General features: G+C 51.4%; 15 protein-coding genes. 5 read left to right on the top strand and 10 right to left on the bottom strand.

Going from position 1 to position 19,908, the window contains the following annotated elements:
- Positions 1–57: 57 nt before the first annotated feature.
- A complete protein-coding gene (locus INP78_RS04485) occupies positions 58–2,646 on the bottom strand; it encodes a bifunctional diguanylate cyclase/phosphodiesterase (protein ID WP_194740947.1) in 2,589 nt (862 codons plus the stop codon).
- A gap of 313 nt (positions 2,647–2,959) precedes the next feature.
- Between INP78_RS04485 and INP78_RS04490 the strand changes: the two genes are divergently transcribed.
- Positions 2,960–3,232: a cupin domain-containing protein gene (locus INP78_RS04490; protein ID WP_194740948.1), complete on the top strand. Its 273-nt coding sequence runs from the start codon at positions 2,960–2,962 to the stop codon at positions 3,230–3,232.
- A gap of 3 nt (positions 3,233–3,235) precedes the next feature.
- Here the strand turns inward: INP78_RS04490 and INP78_RS04495 are convergent, their stop codons facing one another.
- A complete protein-coding gene (locus tag INP78_RS04495) occupies positions 3,236–5,812 on the bottom strand; it encodes a [protein-PII] uridylyltransferase (protein WP_194740949.1) in 2,577 nt (858 codons plus the stop codon).
- Positions 5,813–5,823: 11 nt separating this feature from the next.
- Positions 5,824–6,618: a type I methionyl aminopeptidase gene (gene map / locus INP78_RS04500; protein ID WP_194740950.1), complete on the bottom strand. Its 795-nt coding sequence runs from the start codon at positions 6,616–6,618 to the stop codon at positions 5,824–5,826.
- Between the two features lie 249 nt (positions 6,619–6,867).
- Here map and INP78_RS04505 point away from each other — a divergent pair, with 249 nt between their 5' ends.
- Entirely contained in the window at positions 6,868–7,698 is an 831-nt protein-coding gene (locus tag INP78_RS04505) for an HDOD domain-containing protein (protein WP_194740951.1), read from the top strand.
- Between the two features lie 16 nt (positions 7,699–7,714).
- Here INP78_RS04505 and INP78_RS04510 read toward each other — a convergent pair whose 3' ends face one another.
- A complete protein-coding gene (locus tag INP78_RS04510; RefSeq protein ID WP_194740952.1) occupies positions 7,715–9,550 on the bottom strand; it encodes a tetratricopeptide repeat protein in 1,836 nt (611 codons plus the stop codon).
- Positions 9,551–9,700: 150 nt separating this feature from the next.
- Between INP78_RS04510 and INP78_RS04515 the strand changes: the two genes are divergently transcribed.
- Complete coding sequence (locus INP78_RS04515) at positions 9,701–10,240, top strand: peroxiredoxin (RefSeq protein ID WP_194740953.1); 540 nt, start codon at positions 9,701–9,703, stop codon at positions 10,238–10,240.
- A 9-nt stretch (positions 10,241–10,249) separates the two neighbouring features.
- The gene (locus INP78_RS04520) at positions 10,250–10,735 is read left to right on the top strand and encodes a dihydrofolate reductase (RefSeq protein WP_194740954.1); all 486 of its coding nucleotides are present in this window, start codon (positions 10,250–10,252) and stop codon (positions 10,733–10,735) included.
- Between the two features lie 836 nt (positions 10,736–11,571).
- On the opposite strand, the gene INP78_RS04525 is transcribed toward INP78_RS04520, so the two are convergent.
- From INP78_RS04525 to gnd, 4 genes are all read right to left on the bottom strand, one after another.
- Entirely contained in the window at positions 11,572–13,818 is a 2,247-nt protein-coding gene (locus INP78_RS04525; protein WP_194740955.1) for an arginine/lysine/ornithine decarboxylase, read from the bottom strand.
- A 121-nt stretch (positions 13,819–13,939) separates the two neighbouring features.
- The gene (dcd, locus tag INP78_RS04530; protein ID WP_194740956.1) at positions 13,940–14,509 is read right to left on the bottom strand and encodes a dCTP deaminase; all 570 of its coding nucleotides are present in this window, start codon (positions 14,507–14,509) and stop codon (positions 13,940–13,942) included.
- A 170-nt stretch (positions 14,510–14,679) separates the two neighbouring features.
- Positions 14,680–16,155 (bottom strand): glucose-6-phosphate dehydrogenase, encoded by a 1,476-nt coding sequence (gene zwf / locus INP78_RS04535; protein ID WP_194740957.1) that lies wholly within the window; start codon positions 16,153–16,155, stop codon positions 14,680–14,682.
- A 105-nt stretch (positions 16,156–16,260) separates the two neighbouring features.
- Complete coding sequence (gene gnd / locus INP78_RS04540) at positions 16,261–17,166, bottom strand: phosphogluconate dehydrogenase (NAD(+)-dependent, decarboxylating) (protein ID WP_194740958.1); 906 nt, start codon at positions 17,164–17,166, stop codon at positions 16,261–16,263.
- Positions 17,167–17,350: 184 nt separating this feature from the next.
- On the opposite strand from gnd, the gene pgl reads away from it, so the two are divergent.
- A complete protein-coding gene (pgl, locus tag INP78_RS04545; RefSeq protein ID WP_194740959.1) occupies positions 17,351–18,037 on the top strand; it encodes a 6-phosphogluconolactonase in 687 nt (228 codons plus the stop codon).
- A gap of 182 nt (positions 18,038–18,219) precedes the next feature.
- Here pgl and INP78_RS04550 read toward each other — a convergent pair whose 3' ends face one another.
- Entirely contained in the window at positions 18,220–18,774 is a 555-nt protein-coding gene (locus INP78_RS04550; protein ID WP_194740960.1) for a DUF1003 domain-containing protein, read from the bottom strand.
- Between the two features lie 27 nt (positions 18,775–18,801).
- Positions 18,802–19,890: an iron-sulfur cluster carrier protein ApbC gene (gene apbC, locus INP78_RS04555; RefSeq protein WP_194740961.1), complete on the bottom strand. Its 1,089-nt coding sequence runs from the start codon at positions 19,888–19,890 to the stop codon at positions 18,802–18,804.
- Positions 19,891–19,908 lie beyond the last annotated feature (18 nt).

Genomic DNA, 19,908 nt, shown 5'->3' on the forward strand with positions numbered 1-19,908 from the left:
CATCTCAAGCGGGTAATGATGCGTAGAGGCACAACTGCAATTGTTGGATCTCTGCCATTAGCCTAAGTCGATCAGTAGTCTCTCAAAGTCTTCTGCGGGCATCGGCTTGGCGAACAAGTAGCCTTGCCCAAAGTCGCAATGAATGTCTTTAAGCAGATAGAGTTGTTCAGCTGTTTCTATACCTTCCGCAATGACTTTAATGTTGAGTCTATGCGCCATTTCAATAATGGCTTCGCAAATCGCGAGTTCACTGGAATCGGGCGCCAGGTTGGCGGTGAATGAGCGATCAATTTTCAAATAGTCTACGTTGAATTTTTTCAGGTATGACAATGACGAATAGCCGGTGCCAAAATCATCAATAGCAATATGCATCCCCGCATTGTGAAAGCCGGTCAGTTTTTCTTGAATATTGCCGACGACATCCATCAGCACGCCTTCTGTAATTTCAATCACAACGCAGCTAGTTGGAAAGTGAATGTGATCCAGCAGGCTGATCCAGTTATGCATGATCTCTTCATTGGCTTTGAATTGCACTGGCGATTTGTTGACAGCAATTTCAAAGTCCCGACCCAGCAGCTGTTTAAATCTGGCCCCTTGCTTAACGGCTTCTACGAATACCCAATTGCCAATCTCATGGATGGTGCCGTAGTGTTCGCAAATGGGGATGAAAACATCCGGGCTGATATACCCTAGCTCCGGATGTTTCCAGCGCAGCAAGGCTTCTGCTTTGTTAATGCGGCCGCTGCACAGCTCAATAATGGGCTGATAGTGCACAGAAAATTGTTTGCGTAACAAAGCCTGGCGCAAGTCGGTAGACAGGCGGATGCGGAAGTCTGACTCCTGTTGCATCAGCTTGGTGAAAAAGCGGTAGCAGCCACGCCCGGCATTTTTGGCCACATACATGGCCTGGTCTGCCACTTTAAGCAGCTCTTGTGCATCGGTAGCGTCTTCAGGGTAAATGGCAATGCCGATGCTGGCTGAGATAAATGCCTCTTTTTTCGCAGTGATAAACGGTTCAGACAAGTGATCAATAATATTCTGTGCAATATGCGCAATCATCATATTGTCGTGAATATCATTCAGAATCACAGTGAACTCATCACCGCCCAGGCGGGCAACGGTATCGGATTTGCGCACACAGGTGACGATGCGAGCGGCGGCTTCAATCAGTAAGGTGTCGCCCATATTGTGGCCATGCGTATCATTGATTTCTTTAAAGCGGTCAAGGTCAATAAAGAGCAGGGCACATTTCTGCTGTTCGCGTTGTGATAATTTCAGTGTTTGCTGCAGCCTGTCCTGAAACAGTTGCCGGTTAGGCAATTTGGTCAGTTGGTCAAAGTTGGCCTGTTTGAGTATCAGCGCCTCTGCCGCTTTGATGGCGGAAATGTCGGAAAACAGACTGACGCGCCGATTGACGCGACCATCCGTCTGGTAAGAGGTGTTGATTGTGAGCCAGGTGGGGAACATTTCGCCATTTTTACGCTTGCTCCAGACCTCGCCCTGCCATTGACCACACTGCTGAATGGTCTGGGTTTGCGTGTCATAAAAGCGCGCATCATGTTGCTCTGAGCGGAGCAGGGTAATCGATAGGCCTTTGATCTCTTCTAGCGCATAGCCGGTCATTTTAGTAAAGGCGGGGTTAATGGCGAGAATCGCGTCGTAAGCATCTGTGATGGCCATCGCCTCACTGCTATTGTTATACACCAGCCCCGCCAGTTTTAGCTCTTCTTCCGCCAGTTTTCTTTCGCTGATATCTTGCACTGCGCTGATGTAATACAGCGGCTGTTGCGCATCATCGCGCAATAAATGCACTGACAGATTGACCCAAACCACTTGCCCCAGTTTGTGCAGGTAGCGCTTCTCTACGCGATATTGGTCTATATCACCCTGTAATAAGCGGGCGATGGTTTCGGCTTCCTGTATCAGATCTTCAGGCAGTGTAATTTGCTGATAAGTCATCTGCTGCGCCAGAATCTCCTCTTGGCCATAACCAATGATGTTGCAGAACTCACGGTTGATTTGCAAAAAATGGCCAGATAAGTCTACCTGTGCGATCCCAACCGCTGCATTTTCAAACACGGCGCGGAATAGCGCCTCGCTGTCGCGTAGGGCTTCTCTGGCCTGGTCTCTTTGTTCGGTGGCGACGAGAGAGTGATAAATATAAAAGAGACTCAGCTGAATACTGTCGCGAAACTGGCCAATCAGGTCTTTGACCTGATGATCATAGTGGTGCTCTTTATTATCCAGGATGCAAATGGTGCCGAATACTTCGCCATTCGGCCAGTTAAGCGGCAATCCATAGTAAGAGATCATCCCTAGCGCCACATCCGGATTATGTTCCCAGCCTGGGCTGGTCAATGCATTCGGAATCAACAATGACTGCTGGTTGCCGATGACGTTTTCGCAATAGAGGCCGGTATTTAAACTGGCAAGTTCGCCTGGATGATAGACATTGCCTTCGCTATGGCTGGCAACAAAGACTTCAATTTCCCGGGCATGTGCCCGCATGATGAGCGCCGCCGGGATATGGGCAATGCTGGCGAGCAAGTCCGTGGTGATTTGCCAGCTTCGCAGCACTTTTTCAGGCACATCTATTTCGTCGAGAACGGCATATTGAGGCGTAGCCCCGGAACCCTGATTGATCATAACTACCCCCAATACTGTTCGTAGTCATTTCTGTATGGCATGACACACGTCTTTATTCTTTTTCGGCAATAAGCCGCAATTTCTTTACGTGTGTTAATGTGATTATGTGCCTTAAAAATCGCATAATCAATGTGGATTAGGGTGCGGGAGATGAAAATATTTATTAAGAAACAGTCCCTTGCGCTGATATGCAAAGATCACTGAAAAAGACTAAACTGTGAGGCTGAGTCCGCAACAAAAGCATGCATGTTGTTGTAAACAGCATGCTTTTTTAGCATCACCTGGTTTTTGACGCCATGACAAAGGAGTTGTGATGAGTCAGATCAAAGTAGAAAAGCCCAGTGCCATGACCTTGGCCGCCCTGGGCGTGAAGCAATGGCCAACCTGGTCGAAAGACGTATCGACGTTTACATGGCAATATAGCAGCACTGAAATTGCTTACATTATCGAAGGCGAGGTCACTGTGACCCCTAAGGATGGTGCGCCAGTGAGCTTTGCCGCCGGTGACCTGGTCACTTTTGCCAGCGGCCTGGATTGCGTCTGGGAGGTCAAAAAGCCGCTACGCAAACACTATCATTTTGAGTAGCGTTTAAAGCGCAGACAGTGCCTGCTTGAGCGCGTCGGTTTGGCTGTCGTCCATGGCCTGGCCATTGCAGGATGAGATCAGGAAGCTGTCTTCTACGCGGTTACCCAGCGTGTTGATTTTGGCGTTATGTAATTCAATACCATGGGTGAGAAACACCAGCGCCATACTAGCCAGCAGGCCTGGCCTGTCATTGGCAACCACATCCAGTTGTTGGAACGCTGCCGAAGTCTCCTGCTGGTGAGCGACGGGGCGCAGGTTGACCTGGGTTGGAATCGGCATGTGCTTGACCTGGCGGCTGACGCGCCCGCGTATCGGTGTCGGGATTGCCTGCGCACTGAGCAACTGGTCGTTCAGGCCATGTTCTATGTGTTTGAGCAGGCCGTTATAACTGATCTGTCGGGTTTCCGGTTCCAGCACAATAAAGTTATCCAGCGCGTAGCCATGCGCAGTGGTGTAAATCTTGGCCTGCACAATGTTGTATTGCATACTGTCAAAAAAGTGGCAGATGCGGGCAAAAATCTCTTTCTGGTCACGGCTGTAAATCATAACCTGTATGCCGTCACCCTTGGGGCTCAGGCGCGCGCGCACGATCGGTTTGTCAGAGCGCAGGTGCGGAATCAGCAAACGGCTTTGCCAAGCGATTTCATCGCTGTCAAAACGGCTGAAATAGCCCGTGCCAAAGGCCTGCCATAAGGGTTGTACAGAAGCTTCTTTCAGGTTGAAGCTGCTGAGCTTTTGCAATACCTCTTGCTTGCGCAAAATTAGCTGTGCTTCGGTATTGAGTGATTGCTGCAACACGCGGCGCGTCTGCAAAAACAGGCTTTCCAGCAGCTTGGCTTTCCAGGCGTTCCACACGTTGGGGCTGGTGCCGCGAATGTCGGCCACGGTGAGTAAATACAAAGCGGTCAGGCGGTATTCCGAGCCCACCAGTTGCGCAAAGGCTTCAATCACATCCGGGTCAGATAAATCACTTTTTTGTGCCGTACTTGATAATTTCAAATGCGCTTCAACCAGCCAGGCAACTAGCTCTGTATCGGCTTTAGGCAGGCCCAGTTTTTGGCAAAAGCGTCTGGCATCAATAGTGCCTAGCTGTGAGTGATCGCCGCCGCGGCCTTTGGCAATATCGTGAAAAATCGCGGCCAGGTAGAGTAAGTGCGGCTGGCTGAATTCATTAAACAGCTCACTGCATAATGGAAATTCATGGCGCAGGTCAGGCTTGGCAAAACGGCGCAGATTGCGCAACACATTCAAGGTGTGTTCATCTACCGTGTAGACATGAAACAGGTCGTGCTGCATTTGCGCAATGACGCGGCCAAACACAGGGATATAACGCCCAAGGATGCCATAACGGTTCATGCGGCGCAGGCTGCGGTGCACGCCTTCACGGCTTTGCAATATCTGCAGGAACAGCGCTTTGTGTGCTGCATTTTGCCTGAACTGGCTATCAATCAGTGGTTGGGCTGTTTGTAACGCCCGAACCAGCGGCGCACTGAATCCGGTAATGGCAGCGTGCTGTTGTAGTAACTGGAAGCAGCGCAGGATGGCCTCTGGTTTGCGCTGAAAAAGATCTTCAGTCTGCGCGCTCAGCAGGCCTTGTGATAGCGTAAAGTCCTGGTCAAGGACACTGGGGGCGTCTGTGGCAGGGCTGACGCGGGCATGCATCAGTTTGAGCAACACTTCATTTTCAATGATGACGGCCCGGGCACTGCGGTAAAATCCCTGCATTAATTGTTCGCTGGCCCGCTTTTGCGGGGTGGTTTGATAACCCATTTGTTCGGCCAGCGTATTTTGAAAGTCAAATACCAGGCGATCTTCGCGGCGTTTGGACAACAGGTGCAGGCGGATACGCAGGTTTTGCAGCAGGCGTTCATGGCGCTTGAGTTGGCTGGCCTGGCTGCGGTTGAGCAGGCCTGCTTGCACCAGGGCATTCCAGTCATGCCCCAGGCCCTGGCTTTGGGCAATCCATAGCACCATATGCAAGTCACGCAGCCCGCCTGGGCTTTCCTTGATATTAGGCTCCAGGTTGTAGGCGGTGTCGTGAAACTTGGCGTGGCGGATTTGTTGTTCACGCAGTTTCTCGGCAAAAAAACGGGCACTGTCGAGTTCTGCGTGTAATGTGTGCGTGAGGTTTTTAAAGCTGGCTTTGTCACCGGTGAGCCAGCGTGCTTCCAGCAGGTTGGTCATGATGGTGACGTCGAGCTTGGCTTCGTCCAGGCACTCTTGCAAGGTGCGCACGCTGTGGCCGATGTTGAGGCCAATGTCCCATAAGGTGCCGATCAGGGATTCGACAGTCGCTTGCAAGGCGCTGTCACTGTTTTCAGGCATCAGAATCAGCAGGTCGATGTCTGAGTGCGGGAACATATCGCCACGGCCATAACCGCCAACAGCAATCAGGCTGGCAGTCGGTGGCAGCTCATAACTGCGCCAGAGGTCTTTAAGCAGTTGATCAAGCACACGGGTGTGTTGCTGTAGCAGTGTTTTGGCTTGCGGATTCGCCAGGTAAACGTCTGCCATCTGCTGGCGTGCCAGTTGTAACGACTCCCGCCAGTGCTTGAGTTGTTCTTTGGCAATCACCATCATGATTCTGTCGCCTAGAGAACGGGGCGCGGCGGCGTACCGGCAGATAGCGTCATGATTTCAAAACCCTCTTCGGTGACCAGTACCGTATGCTCCCACTGGGCCGACAAACTGCGGTCTTTGGTGACCACTGTCCAGCCATCGGACATGAATTTAATGTCGCGACGACCGGCATTAATCATGGGTTCAATCGTGAAGATCATGCCTGCTTTGAGCGTCAGGCCAGCGCCTGGCCTGCCGTAATGCAGCACTTGCGGTTCGCAATGGAATTTTTTGCCTATGCCATGCCCGCAAAATTCACGCACGATGCTGTAGCCATTTTTTTCGGCAAACGATTGAATGGCGTAGCCGATATCGCCGAGCGTATTGCCAGGTTTCACTTTTTCAATGCCACGCCACATGGCCTGGTAGGTCAGTTCGCACAGGCGTTTTGCCTGTGGCGTGACGCTGCCGACCATAAACATGCGTGAGGTGTCACCGTGATAACCATCTTTGATCACGGTAATATCGAGATTGACGATATCACCATTTTTCAGCTCTTTTTCGCTGGGCACGCCGTGGCAAATTTGCTGGTTGATCGAGGTGCAAATAGACTTGGGATAAGGCGTATGGCCATCTGGCGCATAATTAAGCGGCGCGGGAATCGCCTGTTGCACATTGACGATATAGTCATGGCATAACTGGTCCAGCTTGTTGGTGGTGACGCCAGCCACGACAAACGGCGTGATGTAGTCCAGCACCTCTGAGGCCAGACGGCCAGCGACGCGCATTTTTTCAATTTCTTCGGGGGTGTGCAGAATAATTGCCATATGCCTGATGACCTTCAAAGCCAGCGTAAGTGCTGGCTCGCTTGGGAATCAATAACTAAAATGTCATTCTAACATAGGCATTTATCAGTCATCACTAAAGAAGCGCGCCTTTCTTGGCGATAAGCTTATAGGGGTGCAAAATGGATATGCCATAAAAAGAAACAGGCGCCGATTTGTGCGATTGATTGCGACATCGCATGCGGTGCCAATGTTTTATACTCGGGCGCATCATCAAGCTGGAGCGAACACATGGTGACACTCACCGAAGCAAGGGCAAACCGGACCGTCAAGGACTGGGTCGCTTTTTTTCAACAGGCAGATATTCCTGTCTTGCGGCAAACGGCCAGGGAACTGGCGCAGTTGCGTGAGCATGAAGACGAAACCGGTGCGCGTGATATTACGCGGGTGGTGATTAACGACCCGCTCATGATGTTTAAAGTACTGACCTACGCCAATAATCACCGCAGTCGCCACCAGTTGCAAGACCTGGTGCAGGTTGAGCAGGCGATTATCATGATGGGGACCAGTACATTTTTTGCCCAGATTCCAACCGTGCCACACGTGGAAGATGTACTGAACCAGCATGTGCCTGCGCTGGTGGATTTATTAAAGCTGATGATACGCGCCCACCGGGCTGGCTATTTTGCCGCTGAATTTGCTTCACACCTGATGGATTTGCATGCCGAGGAGTTGCGCGTGGCAGCCTCGTTGTATGACTTTGCCGAAATGCTGATGTGGTGTTTTAACCCTGAAGCCATGAGCGAGATCAGCAAACGCCAGGCGGCCGATAAAACCTTGCGCAGCCGGGTGGTGCAGCAAGACGTACTCGGTTTCCGCGTGGTGGAGTTACAAGCTGAATTGGTCAGGGTGTTTAATCTGCCATCGTTGTTGACCGACCTCATGGATGAGCAACGTGCCCATTTGCCACGCGTGCGCAATGTACAGCTAGCGGTGAATCTGGCCCGGCATTCTGCCGATGGCTGGGGCAATGCGGCTTTGCCGGATGACTATAAAGACATCGCTCAACTGCTGCATGTGGATGTGGAGCGCGTGATGCATATTGTCGGCGTGCCGCACTAGTCCCTTAAAGTCTTGCTCAGGTTTCGCCAGGCCGGTTTGCCAACAGGTCGGTAATCGCCTGGTGTACCTGGTCAATCACATTCTCCCAAGGCTCTTCAGCGCCTTGCCTGAATAACCGCATGCCCGGATACCACGGGCTATCTTGCCGATGTTGCAACCAGCGGAAATGCGCCTGGTGCGGCAGCAATAACCAGACAGTTTTGCCTAAGGCCGCTGCCAGATGGGCGACGGCGGTATCGACTGAAATCACCAGGTCCATTTGCATGATCAGTCCGGCCGTTTCCGTCAAATCTGTCAGCGCCGGATGGTGGCATTCCAGCATGGGGAAGCGCTTGAGCATGATATGGTCTTCACGGCGGAACTCCTTTTGCAGGCTGTGCCATTCGACTTCCATTTGCAGCAGCGGTGCCATCGCATAGAGCGGAATGCTGCGTAAACGGTCATATTTGTTGTCTGCATCTCCGCACCAGTTGAGGCCGATACGCAACCGGCGTGCAGGGCCTAACAGTTGTTGCCAGGGCAACTGGTGCCGCTCAGCAATCTGCAGATAGGGCAGGCTGGATGGAATCGTATCCAGTCGCGTGTTAAACGCCGCGGGCAAACTCAGCATGGGGCAATGCACATCAAAATGCGGCAGTGGCCGCCCGTCCTGGCGAATCACCAAAATGCCTGCATCTTGTGCCCAAAGGGCGTTCATTAAGTCAAACAAAGCCTCGGGTACCGCAACAATCATCTGGTTAGGCTTAAAGGCTTTAATGAGCGGAATATAGCGGCAATACTGCAAGCTATCGCTCAGTGTTTGCTCAGCCTGGATGAGGATGGTTTTGCCAACCAGCGAACCGGTTTCACGCCACAATAAGCCCGGGTCCGGCCGTTGCGGATCTGGCAATAGCTGAAAACGCGAGGCATACATGGGCCAACCGTCTTCATATTCGCCTCTGGCCAGCTTGAGCATGCTCAGGTAATAACGGGCTTGTGCGTGCTGCGGCGCATGTTGCAGGGCCGTGCTGAGGCAGGAGTATGCCTCGTCGGTGTCGCCGTTCTCATACAGCGCCAGCCCCAGATTGCAATAGGCCGAGGCGTAGCCAGGGTTGAGTTGCAGCCCCTGCCTAAAATCGGCAATGGCTGCCGGATACTGGCCGAGCTGGCAGAGTACCACCCCGCGGTTGTTATACGGCACCGGCAAATTGGGCTGATAGTGAATGGCATCGTTAAAGCTGTCCAGCGCCGCTTGTGTTTGCCCCTGGAGTTGCAACATCAGGGCACGTTGGTGGTAGGCTTCGGCAAAGTCTGGCTGGATATTGATCGCCTGTTGCATGCATTGCAGGGCTTCATCCGTCGCCTGCAATTGCTGGCATAACACGCCCAGACGATAGTGAAAGTGCGCATGTTCTGGATGGGCGGCGACCGCTTGCCTGAGCATGTTCGCTGCTTGTTCTGGCTGTTGTGCCTGCAGCATCAGGTCTACACATTCGCTGAATGCCTGCGATTGCTGTGGGTCGAATTTGGTCGCGGTGCGCAGGCGTAAAATCGCCTCTTGCGTGCGCCCCATGTTTTTCAGCGCGCGGGCATCCAGGTAATACAGTTGCGCCTGTTTGGCATCCAGGGCAATCGCTTTTTTATAACATTCGTGCGCGGCTTTAAACTGCTGCGTGCGCATATGCAGGTTCGCCAGTTGCACATGCAACTCAAGTATGTTGGGCTGTAAACTGATCGCCTGCAGTAAATACTGTTCGGCGGCATGAAACTCCTGATTTTTTAACATCAGGCCAGCCAGCTTCTGGTAGGCATCCCAGCGCGACGGGTCATCGGCAATCAGTTTGAGCAGTTTTGCAATGGCTTCATTATTCATGGGAGAGACTGCAACACTTCAAACGTTTGCGTATGACCTTAAAATGACAGATGGCGGATTAAGGTACAATAAGCAGCTTAAAGCGTCAACGGCCAAACGGTCATCAGGCCCACTTTAAAGTCACTTCACGTCTACAGGGGAAATCAAGCAATGCTCATCAAACTGATCATGTACGGACTGATATTATGGCTAGCCATCTGGGGTTATCGTCAGTATCAACAGCCCTCGAACCGCGTCAGTGTTGGCATGAAAGCCCCCGATTTCAAGTTGCCGGATGCGCAAGGCCATACGCGCCGCCTGGCTGACTGGCAAGGCAAATGGCTGATCCTGTACTTTTACCCCAGGGATGACACGCCGGGTTGCACGCGCGAAGCCTGTCATTTTCGCGACGATATCCAGCAAATCCACGCCCTGGGCGCAGAGGTTGTTGGCGTGAGCGTAGACAGCGTCGCCAGCCATGCTGACTTTGCACAAAAACACCGTTTATCGTTCCCCTTGCTGGCAGATACCAATGGCCAGGTGGCCGATGCCTACGGCGCTTTGTTAAATCTAGGTATATTGCAGGCCGCCAAACGCATGACCTTTATCATTGATCCACAAGGCATGATTGCGCAGACCTACAGCAACGTCAATCCAGACGGCCATAGCCAGGCCATTATTGATGACCTCAAACGCTTATCCGCTTTTTAAGAGATGTCTATGCAAGCACTTTCCCTCATCGTTGCCCACGCCGACAACCGGGTGATTGGCCACAACAACCAATTGCCCTGGCACTTGCCAGAAGACCTCAAACGCTTCAAACAACTCACCATGGGTCACCACATCATCATGGGCCGTAAAACCTATGAGTCGCTGGGGCGCTTGCTGCCAGGACGCACCACGGTGATCGTGACGCGCGATACTGAATATGCGGTTGAAGGTGCCAAAGTCGTACATTCATTGCCAGAGGCACTCGCTGCCTGTGCAGGTGATGATGAGCCATTTTTGATTGGTGGTGCAGAGATGTATGCACAAGGCCTGGCCTACGTCACGCGGCTATATATCACACGCGTGTATGCACATGTAGGCGGCGATGCATTTTTCCCGGAAATCGAGATGCATGACTGGGCGTTGGTGAGTGAGGAAGGGCATACCTCGGTGAATGGACTGCATTATAGTGATATGGTTTATCAGCGGCGGGCCTAAAGGGTGAACCTCATTCAGATTTCGATCGCAACTTCATTCTGTCGTAGATTGAATCTAGTTGGTTAGATGTTTATTCAAATGTTGCTCTTTCATTTGTTGTTGATGAGTTGATTGGATGTTTTCTTTCGCCTCTCGGCGAGTCACTTTCTGGTGCTTGTCCCCCAGAAAGTAACCAAAGAGGACGACACCCAGCCATCACGGCCTGCGGCTCCCTTGCGTTGCTCAACAAAGTGGGCGTCCATCGAAACTCGCCCTAGCGGCTTGCAAAAGACGCAAGCCACCGCGGAACTCGAACAGACGATGGCCGACTACCCCCACTTCGTCTCCGCTACTCAGCGTGATGGGATGGGATTCTTCTCATCAAACTTACATCGTTGAAGTTTGGACAGTTCAAAAAACAATTCTTTTCTTATAACCATCGAGGGTGGCAGTCGCATGGTGTTCGGGGTCCCCATCTGCCGCGCCGAGTAGCGCAGGCAAAATAAGAAAGAAGGGAGCGACTGTCCGAATCCCGCGGTGGCCTGCGTCTTGTGCAGGCCGCTAGGTTGAGTTTCGTGACCGCTTATTTTGACGAGCAACGCAGGAAACAAGCGGAAGCTGGGGTGCACTTTCTTTTGGTTACTTATTCTTTGTGCAAGCAAAGAAAAGTAACTCGCCAAAAAGGCGAAATAGATCGCTCATCAAACAGCTTTCGTTTTGTGCAAGCAAAGAACAATTTTTTATATCAATCACCACCAGCGGCCTAGCTGAAGACTATCAGCACTTTTAAGCACTGCTGGCCTTAAAAACAAAAAAGGGAAACGCTTTGGCGTTTCCCTCATGTAACATCACACGAACTAGTCTTCCTGTTTCACGCAATCCACGTAGTACACTGCTTTACCATCCACGATTTGTTTCACCAAGCCATGGTTATCGGTCTCAAAGCCTGGAAACTTCTCGTTAAACTCACGTGCAAACTTGAGGTAATTCACAATCACCTTGTTAAAACGTTCACCAGGAATCAGCAATGGAATGCCTGGCGGGTAGGGCGTTAACAGTACGGCTGTGACGCGACCTTCCAGTTCGTCGATAGCAACACGTTCAATCTTGCGATGCGCCATTTTTGAGAAGGCATCGGTTGGTTTCATGGCTGGCACCATGTCTGACAGGTACATTTCTGTGGTCAGGCGTGCGACGTCATTGGCTTTGTACACTTCATGAATCTGCGTACACAGGTCTTTGAGGCCAATACGCTCGTAGCGCGGATGTTTCTGCACGAATTCAGGCAGGACTTTCCATAATGGCTGGTTCTTGTCGTAGTCGTCCTTAAATTGTTGCAAGGCAGCTACCATGGTGTTCCAGCGGCCTTTGGTGATGCCGATGGTGAACATGATAAAGAATGAGTAGAGGCCGGTTTTTTCGACGATGACGCCGTGTTCTGCCAGGTATTTGGTGACGATGGCCGCCGGGATACCAAACTCATCTGAGAATTCGCCGTCTACGTCCAGGCCTGGCGTGATGATGGTGGCTTTAATCGGGTCCAGCATGTTAAAGCCTTCGGCCAGGTTGCCGAAGCCGTGCCAGCGTTCGTTGGCTTTCAACATCCAGGCATCACGTTCTTCCAGGCCGTCTTCTGACAGGTCCGTCGGGCCCCAGACTTTAAACCACCAGTCGGTGCCCCATTCTTCGTCCACCTTGCGCATGGCGCGGCGGAAATCCAGCGCTTCTTTGAGGGACTCTTCTACCAAGGCAGTGCCGCCAGGCGCTTCCATCATGGCGGCGGCCACGTCGCAGCTGGCAATAATCGAATATTGCGGGCTGGTGGAGGTGTGCATCAAATAGGCTTCGTTAAACAGGTCGCGGTCAAGGTGATTGTCTTGCGCGTCCTGCACTAGGATCTGTGAGGCCTGGCTCAAGCCTGCCAGCAGTTTATGCGTAGACTGGGTAGAGAACACCATAGACTCTTTACAGCGCGGGCGGTCAGCGCCGATGGCGTGATAGTCACCGTAGAAGTCATGGAAGGTGGCGTGTGGCAACCAGGCTTCGTCAAAGTGCAGCGTGTCTATCTTGCCATCTAGCATTTCCTTGATTTCTTCGACGTTATATAACACGCCGTCATAGGTAGACTGCGTGATGGTTAATACGCGAGGTTTGGCGTTTTTGTCACTGGCAAACGGGTTGCGTTCGATTTTTTTCTGGATGTTTTCCCAGGCAAACTCGCTCTTGGGAATCGGTCCGATAATGCCGAAGTGGTTGCGGGTTGGCATCAGGAATACCGGAATCGCGCCGGTCATGATGATGGAGTGCAACACGGACTTATGGCAGTTACGGTCAACCACCACAATGTCACCTGGTGCCACGGTGGAGTTCCAGACGATTTTGTTGGAGGTTGAAGTACCGTTGGTGACAAAATACAAGTGGTCGCAGTTGTAAATGCGCGCTGCGTTACGCTCAGAAGCGGCTACCGGGCCGGTATGGTCCAGTAACTGGCCTAATTCATCCACGGCGTTACAGACGTCGGCCCGCAGCATGTTTTCACCAAAGAACTGGTGGAACATCTGACCCACAGGCGATTTCAAGAAGGCGACGCCGCCAGAGTGGCCAGGGCAGTGCCATGAGTAAGAGCCGTCAGCCGCGTAGTGTGTCAGCGCTTTAAAGAACGGCGGTGGCAGGCTGTCCAGGTAAGCTTTTGCTTCACGGATAATCAAACGTGCCACAAACTCAGGCGTGTCTTCATTCATGTGAATAAAGCCGTGCAGCTCGCGCAAGACATCGTTAGGGATGTGGCGGCTGGTACGGGTTTCACCGTGCAGGAAAATCGGAATTTCCTCATTGCGGTAGCGGATCTCGGCGACGAAATTGCGCAATTGCTCGATGGCTTCTGGTTTCTCTTCGACGATTTCTTCATCATCAATGGATAAGATAAACGCAGAAGCGCGGCTTTGCTGTTGCGCAAATGAGGTCAGGTCGCCATAGCTGGTCACGCCTAGTACTTCAACGCCTTCATCTTCGATGGCTTTCGCCAGTACACGGATGCCGAGACCGGAAGAGTTTTCGGAGCGGAAGTCTTCGTCAATAATGACGACGGGAAATCTAAATTTCATTCAATGAATCCTTAACTTGTCACTGAAACGTGTAACTCAAAGTACAAAGGCACTGAGCAAGCCATGCTTTTACTCGGTGCCTTTGTGGTGAATATGGGTTGTTCTTCAATGTTGGGTACAGCTATATTTTTGGCAGCGTCACGCCAACCTGGCCCTGATATTTGCCGCCACGGTCTTTGTAGCTGGTTTCGCAAATTTCATCAGACTCAAAAAACAGGACTTGGGCGCAGCCTTCGCCGGCGTAAATTTTGGCAGGCAGTGGTGTCGTGTTGCTGAATTCCAGGGTGACATAACCTTCCCACTCTGGTTCAAACGGCGTGACGTTGACAATGATACCGCAGCGCGCATAAGTCGATTTGCCCAGGCAAACGGTTAATACCGAGCGTGGGATGCGGAAGTATTCTACGGTACGTGCCAGCGCAAACGAGTTCGGTGGAATCACGCAATAGCCTTTGCCTGAGACTTCAACAAATGACTGCGGGTCGAACTGCTTGGGGTCGACAATGGTGCTGTTTATATTGGTGAACACGCGGAATTCGTCAGCGCAGCGGATATCGTAACCGTAAGAAGAGGTGCCGTAGGACACAATTTTCTCACCGTTCGCTTCACGCACTAAGGTCGGTGAAAACGGCTCAATCATGCCGTGTTGTTCAGCCATTCTGCGTATCCATTTGTCCGACTTAATGCTCATTCCGATATCCAGTCTCAGCGTATTGATTTACTTGTCTTAAAGAGAAAAAAGCGGAGTTTAAACTCCGCTTTTAGTAGGTGCAAATAATAACAACAAAAGCTGTCAAGTTTGCAAATTTTTTGTGAATTTTTGGCGATTTTTTCAGCCAGTGGCCAGAAGGCCACTGATCCTTATTTGTCGCCGCCTAATTCAATGCTGTAACGCCAGAACTGGTCTTCAGCTTCAAAGATAACTTTGGACGCTTCAGGGTCGCGGCTGCCAGCAGGGTACTGATGTACCGGCTTTTTGTCTTCTGCCCAGGCTTTAACGACTGGATCCACCAGGCGCCATTGTGCTTCTGCTTCAGAAATGTGCAGGTAGTTGGAGTTGTCACCTTGCATCAGGTTGAGCAACAGGGCTTCGTAGGCATCTACGGAGTCATCGCTATCCCAACGGTTGGCGGCATCCAGCTGGATAGTACGTGTTTGCACGTCCAGGCCAGGAATCTTGGATTGCACTTCCAGTTTGATGCACTCACGTGGCTGGATACCAATGATGAGCCAGTTTTGGTCCTGATCATTGATTTGCAGTGGCGCTTTTTTGAAGCGGATAGAAATACGGGTATCGGCTTCGTGCAGGCGTTTGGCCGTGCGGATGTAGAACGGCACCCCTTTCCAGCGCGGATTGTCGATAAACAATTTCAGAGCAGCATAGGTTTCCACCACGCTGTCATTGTTGCCCAACTCTTCCAGGTAACCAGGCACTTTTTCGCCGTTGATTTCACCAGCAGCATATTGCGCACGGAAAGCATGTTTTTCCAGCTCGTTGACTGGAATAGGGCGAATCTGCTCCAGCAAAGCGATTTTTGCATCGCGCACGCCTTCTGGTGACAGGTCTTTCGGCTGTTCCATGGCGGTCAGTGCCAATGTTTGCAGAATGTGGCTTTGCAACATGTCACGCAAGGCGCCAGTGCTGTCATAGAACTGCGTACGGTCGCCAACGCCTAACATTTCGGTGTTGGTGATTTGTACGTGGTCGATGTACTGGTTGTTCCAGATTGGCTCTAACACGGTGTTGGTAAAGCGTTGCAGCAAAATGTTTTGCAGTGCAGACTTGCCCAGGTAGTGGTCGATACGGTAAATCTGGCTTTCTTTGAGGTGCTTGGTAATCGCCGCTTGCAATTCTTTGGCAGAAGGCAGGTCGGTGCCAAATGGCTTCTCGATTACCACACGGCGCCAGTATTTGTCTTCTTGCGTCAGGCCAACGTTGGCCAATGATTCCACCACTGGGGCGAAGTCAACCGGGCGCACAGACAGGAAGTAAGCCAGGTTTTGCGGGAAAACGCTTTCGTCGCTAAGGGTGGCTTTCAGTTTGCTAAATGCATCTGGATCTGTTGGTGGGTTGGCATGGTAGAAGTTACGGGCAATAAAGCGTTCAAACACTTTTTGGTCGTAACCTTTTTTAAATTTAGTATCCAGCATGGATTTGATGTCTGCACGCCAGGCATCCAGATCAACCACTTGACGGCCAACGCCGATAATTTTCATGTCATCAGGCAAACGGCCCAGCAGGTCGAGCCTGAACAAACCAGGATACAATTTAACGCGGGCCAGGTTGCCGCTTGCGCCAAATAATACCAAGGTGCATGGATCAATTTTATTCGTCATTTCTAACCTTAAGATAAAAATGTAAACGGGAAAGGGCAAGCCTTTCCCATATCAAAAAACAACCGTAATCAGCAAAAAGCCTCCCATGGAGAGAGGCTTGTTTGATTACTTGGTTTTTACTGAGTGACCACCAAATGCATTACGCATCAGTGACAGCAGTTTGTAGCTATAGCCTTCTGAGTCTTGGCTACGGAAACGTGCTTGCAACGCAGTTGTCAGCACTGGCGCTGCAACACCTTGCTCAACGGCTTCGACCACAGTCCAACGGCCTTCGCCAGAGTCAGCCACGTATGGCGCGATTGCTTGCAGGCTTTGGTCTTCTTTCAAAGCTTCAGCGGTCAAGTCTAGCAACCAGCTGCGAACCACGGAGCCATGACGCCACAATTCTGTGATCTGCGCCAAGTTCAGGTTGAAGTCTTCTTTACCTTTGATCAGGTCCAGGCCTTCAGCAAATGCTTGCATCATGCCGTATTCGATACCGTTATGGATCATTTTGGTGAAGTGGCCAGAACCAACTGGACCCACGTGCGCCCAACCGCGGTCAGCGTGTGTCAATGCTTGTGCATAAGGAGCCAATACGTCAGCGTATTGTTTGTCGCCGCCGTACATCAGGCAGTAACCGTTGTCCAGGCCCCAAACACCACCGGAAGTGCCACAGTCGATAAAGCCGATACCATGTTCAGCTAACATTGCGCCACGGCGCTGACTGTGTTTGTAGTTTGAGTTACCGCCGTCAACGATGATGTCGCCTTTGTTCAGCAGTGGGATCAGGTCTTTGATTTGATTTTCGGTGATTTCACCCGCTGGTAACATCAACCAGACAATTTTTTGGCCTTCGAGTTTGCTGACTGCATCAGCGACTGAGGTTGCTGCTTCCAGACCTTCTTCTTTTACGAGTCTGTTAACGAATTCGGTATTGAAGTCAAAACCAACCACGTTAATTTTGTGACGCAGCAAGCGTGCAGCCATGTTGCCGCCCATTTTGCCCAAGCCAATCATTGCTAATTTCATTCGGATTTTCCTATGGTGTGAGGATAGTTTTAAGAGACACCCATCTTTTGGATGGCATGAACTCGATCAGTGCTTCGGATAATTTTGCAGAATTATCATGTCGAGTCGGATATAATTATAGCAAATGCAGTCACGCACTAAAAGGCTGCGCACGCTTTTTTGTATTGTTTTTTACAGGTTTTCTATGTCTTTGAATGTTCAAACTCGTTGGCACTCGTTTCAATCCCAGGAAGAAATTAACCAGGCGGCTCTCAATAGAGTTTTGGCGGCAGCGGATGCAGCCATTGCCAAACATGGTAGTTTTCTGATTGTGTTGGCGGGTGGCAGTACCCCCAAAGCCGTTTACCAATTATTAGCCAAGGCCGATGCAGATTGGGCTAACTGGCACGTGTATCACAATGATGACCGCTGCTTGCCGGTGGATCATGTCGAGCGCAACAGCAAAATGGCGCGCGATGCCTGGTTAAGCCATGTGGCCATTCCCGCCAGCCAGATTCATGATATTCCGGCTGAATTGGGCAATATTGAAGGCGCGAAAGCGTATGCGGAAACACTGAAAGGTGTGCGTACGTTTGACCTGGTGATTTTAGGTCTGGGTGAAGATGGTCACACCGCCAGCCTGTTCCCCGGCCAGGTGGTGAATAACACCGCAGATGCCGTGCCAGTATTCAACTCGCCCAAGCCGCCTGCAGATCGCATTACCATTAGCCAAGATCGCCTCAATAATACGCATGAAGTTATGTTCCTGGTCACTGGCGCAGGTAAGCAAGAAGCCGTCGATAATTGGCGTAACGGCGTGGCGATTCCAGCGACTTTGATACAATCGCCTAATGGTGTTGATGTATATTGCTTTGGAGTTGCACTTAACTAAGCTTAAGTTAAAGCCACAGAGAACACAGAGGCCACAGAGAGAAATCTTTGTGGCTTTTTTATAACCCTTCAACTTCAGTTAAGTATTTGTTTGAGCTACAGAGGACAAGGAGGTCACAGAAAAAAGTCTCTCAGGTTTTTAACTCTGTGTTCTCTGTGCCCTCTGTGGCTAAGTCATTGTTTTTAATGTTTTTCAGCCAGCAACTGCTCAAGTAACCCAATTTGCTTTTGCTGTAAAAGAATTAGTTCCTGCCACTGCTGCTCACGCAAGCCATCCAGTTTTTCATGGAGCAGTAAAATCTCTAATTCTGCTTTTAAATTCACTTCGTAGTCGTGTTCAGCCTGGCGGCGGTCAATTTCTGATTGCCGGTTTTGCGACATCAGGATAATCGGTGCCTGAATCGACGCCAGCATGGATAAAAACAGGTTGAGCAGAATATAAGGATAGGGGTCGAACGCACTGTTGCTGCGAAGCAGGATCACGGAATTCAGGATCACCCAGCTCACCAGAATCAGCAGGAAGATAAAAATAAAGGTCCAAGAGCCGCCAAAGCGGGCCATGGCATCGGCTGCACGCTGGCCGCGACTGGGCACTTCATGGGTGTGATGCGCGGCCAGGTTGCGCGACACCGGGTGGCGCTCGGTCATGTGCCGGGCGACACGTTGCATATGTTCATCCATGGTTTCGTATTGCGTGCCCATCAGGCCTTCTGCAATATGGTGTTTGCGGAGTGACATATGCAACGTCCTTGCTGAGGGTGGGAGTTAGGTTTTTTGAATCACAATATTAGGGAATTTAGCGCTGTGATCCAGGCTGGCGATGGCGATTTTGCTCGCGGCTTTGCGTGCGATTTCTTTATAGCTTTGTGCAATGGCACTGTCGGGCGCGGCGACCACGGTCGGCTGGCCGCTATCGGCTTGCATGCGGATATTGATGTCCAGCGGTAAGCTGCCCAGTAAATCTACGTTGTAGTCGTTGGCCATCACCGCGCCGCCGCCAGCACCAAAAATATGCTCTTCATGGCCGCAGTTGGAGCAGATGTGCGTACTCATGTTTTCGACGATGCCCAAAATCGGGATGCCAACTTTCTCAAACATTTTCAGGCCTTTGCGCGCATCCAATAGAGCAATGTCTTGCGGCGTGGTGACAATAATGGCGCCAGTCACCGGGATTTTCTGCGCTAATGTCAGCTGGATATCGCCGGTGCCTGGTGGCAAGTCAATGACCAGGTAGTCCAGGTCTTGCCAGCGCGTGTCGCGCAATAGTTGCTCCAGTGCGCCGGTGACCATCGGGCCGCGCCATACCATGGGCGTGTCAGTGTCGACCAGGAAGCCGATGCTCATGGCCTGGATGCCGTGCGCGCGCATAGGCTCTATGCTTTTGCCGTCGGCGCTATCCGGGCGGCCAGAAATGCCCAGCATCTGTGGCTGGCTAGGGCCGTAAATATCAGCATCCAGCAGGCCCACCGTAGCGCCTTCGGCGGCCAGCGCCAGCGCGAGGTTGACTGAGGTGGTGGACTTGCCGACACCGCCTTTGCCTGAAGCCACGGCAATCACATTTTTCACGTTAGGCAATAAATTCACGCCACGTTGCACACCATGTGCCACGATGCGGCTACCCACATTGACGGTGATCCTGTCAATGCCATCTATAGTTTTCAGTGCGTCAGTTATTTGCTGGCGAATAGATTCCAGTTGGCTTTGTGCAGGGTAGCCCAGCACCACATCGAGGCTGACATCGTTGCCATTGATCTGAATGTTCTTGATTGATTTGGCGCTGACGAAGTCTTTGCCGGTATTGGGGTCTATGCAAAGTTTTAAGGTGCTTTGAATGATAAGTTCGCTAATGGCCATGCCTGAGGTTCCTGCGGT

It is taken from the genome of Methylophilus sp. 14, from assembly GCF_015354345.1.
Classification (GTDB): Bacteria; Pseudomonadota; Gammaproteobacteria; order Burkholderiales; family Methylophilaceae; genus Methylophilus.